Annotated in this window: 3 protein-coding genes; 1 reads left to right on the top strand and 2 read right to left on the bottom strand. The window is 67.4% G+C overall.

What is annotated here, in order from left to right; all coding sequences use genetic code 11:
• Positions 1–1,534 (bottom strand): aminopeptidase N (gene pepN, locus KH616_RS23055; protein ID WP_292252209.1); only part of this gene is annotated, 1,534 nt, incomplete at its 3' end.
• A gap of 185 nt (positions 1,535–1,719) precedes the next feature.
• Between pepN and KH616_RS23050 the strand changes: the two genes are divergently transcribed.
• On the top strand, positions 1,720–2,424 hold the full coding sequence (locus KH616_RS23050) for a DUF4136 domain-containing protein (protein WP_292252208.1): 705 nt from the start codon (positions 1,720–1,722) through the stop codon (positions 2,422–2,424).
• 69 nt (positions 2,425–2,493) lie between these two features.
• On the opposite strand, the gene guaD is transcribed toward KH616_RS23050, so the two are convergent.
• Positions 2,494–3,560: guanine deaminase (guaD, locus tag KH616_RS23045; RefSeq protein WP_292252207.1), on the bottom strand; the 1,067-nt coding region annotated here is incomplete at its 5' end.

The raw sequence follows: 3,560 nt of genomic DNA, 5'->3' as shown, positions 1-3,560 counted from the left end.
CGATCGACGCGTAACTCGGGATCAGGCCGATCGCGAACGGAATCAGGAGCGGCCCTTGCTGTGTGTCGCGCGCAGCCGGCGACGCGTCGCCATAGCCTTGCGCAAGCGTGACCGTATAACGGCGCGTGGCTGCATCGTACGCGGTGCGCACCGCCACGCGCGGCGTGCCGGCCTGGCTGTACCAGCGCTCGAACTGCGCGAGGTCGCGGCCGTTGGCGTCCGCCATCGCGTGGCGGAAGTCGTCGCAGGTGACGGCCTGGCCGTCGTGGCGCTGGAAGTAGAGATCCATCCCGCGGCGGAAGCCGTCGCGGCCGAACAGCGTCTGATACATCCGCACGACTTCCGAGCCTTTCTCGTAGACGGTCATCGTGTAGAAGTTGTTGATCTCGACATAGCTTTCCGGGCGCACCGGATGCGCCATCGGGCCCGCATCCTCGGCGAATTGCAGCTGGCGCAGCACGCGCACGTCCTCGATGCGCTTGACGGCGCGGGCCGCGGCGTTCGCGTCGTCGCCGGCCGACATGTCGGCGGAGAATTCCTGGTCGCGGAACACCGTCAGGCCTTCCTTCAGGCTGAGCTGGAACCAGTCGCGGCAGGTCACGCGGTTGCCGGTCCAGTTGTGGAAGTATTCATGGCCGACGACCGATTCGATGTTGGCGAAATCGGTGTCGGTCGCCGTTTCGGGGTTCGCCAGCACGTACTTCGTGTTGAAGATGTTGAGACCCTTGTTCTCCATGGCGCCCATGTTGAAGTCGCCGACCGCGACGATCATGAAGCGGTCGAGATCGAGTTCGAGGCCGAAGCGCTTTTCGTCCCAGCGGATCGAATGGATCAGCGAATCCATCGCGTGCCGGGTCTTGTCGAGATCGGCCGGCTCGACCCACACCTGCAGCAGCTTTTCCTTGCCGGAACCGGTGGTGATCTTTTCCTCGATCGCGACGAGCTTGCCCGCGACGAGTGCGAACAGGTAGCTCGGCTTCCTGAACGGGTCTTCCCATTTCGCGAAGTGGCGGCCGTCGGGCAGGTCGCCCGAATCGATCAGGTTTCCGTTCGACAGCAGCACGGGGTACGCGGCCTTGTCGGCGCGCAGCGTCACCGTGTACGACGCCATCACGTCCGGCCGGTCGAGGAAGTAGGTGATGCGGCGAAAACCTTCGGCTTCGCACTGCGTGAAGAAGTTGCCGCCGGACACGTACAGGCCCGACAAGGTCGTGTTCCGGTCCGGCGCGCAGGCGCTTTCGATCGTCAGCTCGAACGTTTCGGGCACGTTCTCGACGGTCAGTCCCTGCTCGTGCACGCGGACGGCGGCGTGCGGCGCGCCGTCGAGCGATGCGCCGATGAATTCGAGCGCTTCGCCCATCAGTTCCAGATGCGGCGCGGGCGCCGCGTCCGGGTTGCGGCGCACGCGCATCGTATTCCTGACGACCGTGCGGGCCGGGGCGAGATCGAATTCGAGCGCGACGGAGTCGATGAGGAAGGCCGGCGGCGTGTAGTCGGCGCGGCGGATCACGGTGTTGGATGCGTTGTCGGACATGATCGTCGATGTCGGTGGAGTCGGGTTGGGGCACGCGGCGCGGGCCCGGCAAACCGGCCCATTGTACAAAGGCTTGGGGCCGTGTGCCGGACGAACTTTTTACCGTTCCGGGCTGTCCGCGTATTATCGGCATCCCGTCCGCGTCGCATGCGGGCGTGACGAACGGGGCATTGAAGAGGACGAACATGAAACGCGAACGGATGTATCGCGGTGCGGCAGGGGCGGCGGCGCTGTGCGTGATGCTGCTGTCCGGCTGCACCAGCTATGTGACGACGCAGGTCACGGCTTTTTCCGACTGGAGCGGCAGCGACGCGGCCCGCACCTTTGCCTTCACGCGCAACGACGCGCAGAAGAACAGCATCGAGCAGTCGACCTACGAGCCGATCGTCGCGAACGAGCTGTCCGCGTATGCGTTCCGGCAGGTACCGCAGGCGAACGCCCGTTACCTCGTGGGGCTGGCCTACGGCGTCGGCAGCGATCTTGTGTCGGTGCCGCAGCCGGTCTATTACGACCCGTGGTTTGTCGGGCCCGGCCCGTACTGGCGGCGCGGGCCGTGGGGTCCCTGGGGCGCGTTCGGTCCGTTCCCGACGAGCTACGTGAACCAGACCTATCAGGTGTTCGACTACACGCTCGGTATCCGGATCACCGAACGGGCGACCGGCAAGGAGGTGTACAACGTGACCGCCCGCACGACGGGCGACACCGCGTCGCTGCTGCAGGCGATGCCGTTCCTGGCGCGCGGCGCGCTGGCCGATTTCCCGCTCGGCAACGGGGCGGTCAGGACGGTGCGGATTCCGGTCGACAAGAAGGGGAGCCCGGCGTCGGCGGCGTCCAACGAGCGCGCGGTGCCGGCCGGCCCGGCATCGGGCGCAGCCGCCCCCGCCCGATAAAGCGACGCCCGTACGGATGCCGGCGCGCAGCATGACGCGCCGGCTTCTTTGACGCCGGCCGGCGCTGCGTCAGGCGGTACGCCGTGCGGCATCCCGCTCGTGCACGCAGCGTCCGGCCGCGTAAGTGCGATACACCGCGCGATCGTCGCCGAGCAGCGCGAACGCGAACAGCAGTTCCTCGAGCGATTCCGCACGCGCGGTGCGCCGCGCCAGCAGCGGCGTCGCCTTCGGATCCAGGACGACGAAGTCCGCTTCGGTGCGAGGCGCGAGCGTGCCGACCGTGCGGTCGAGGTCGAGCGCCTGCGCGGCGCCCGCGGTTGCGAGCCAGAACATGCGCGTCGCGCTCAGGTGATGCCCGGACAGCCGCGCGACCTTGTGCGCCTCGTTCATCGTCTGCAACATCGAAAACGACGTGCCGCCGCCGACATCGGTGGCCAGTGTGACCGGCACGCCGTATTCGCCCGCCTTGTCGAAATCGAACAGCCCGTTGCCGAGTAAGAAATTCGAGGTCGGGCAGTGCGCGACCGCCGTCCCCGTTTCGGCCATCCGGCGGCGGTCGTCGTCGTCGAGATGGATGCAGTGGCCATACACCGCGCGGCGGCGCAGCAGCCCGTAATGGTCGTAGATGTCGAGATAGCTGCGGTGGCCCGGAAACAGCTCGGCCGCCCATTTCACTTCGTCGACGTTCTCCGCGACGTGGCTTTGCACGAACACATCCGGATGGCGGCGCGCGAGCTCACCGCAGGCTTCGAGCTGCGCTTCGCTCGACGTCGGCGCGAAGCGCGGCGTGAGCGCGTACATCTGGCGGCCGCGGCCGTGCCAGCGGCCGATCAGTTCGGCGCTGTCGTCATAGCCGGACTGTGCGGTGTCGCGCAGGAATTCGGGACAGTTGCGATCCATCAGCACCTTGCCCGCGATCATCCGCAGGTCGCGCGATTCGCTCGCCGCGAACAGCGCGTCCGCCGACTGCTTGTGCACCGTGCAGTAGACGAGCGCGCTCGTCGTCCCGCACGCGAGCAGCGCGTCGACGAAGAATTCCGCGACCTCGCGCGCATGCGCCGGGTCGTCGAACCGGCGCTCGGTCGGGAATGTGTACGTGTCGAGCCACGGCAGCAGGCCGGGCGCGGGCGACGCGA

The sequence above is a fragment of the Burkholderia sp. genome (assembly GCF_018375725.1).
In the GTDB taxonomy this organism is placed as follows: domain Bacteria; phylum Pseudomonadota; class Gammaproteobacteria; order Burkholderiales; family Burkholderiaceae; genus Burkholderia.
The sequence above is the reverse complement of the archived record's forward strand: the minus strand, read 5'-3'. Positions and strand labels throughout refer to the sequence as shown.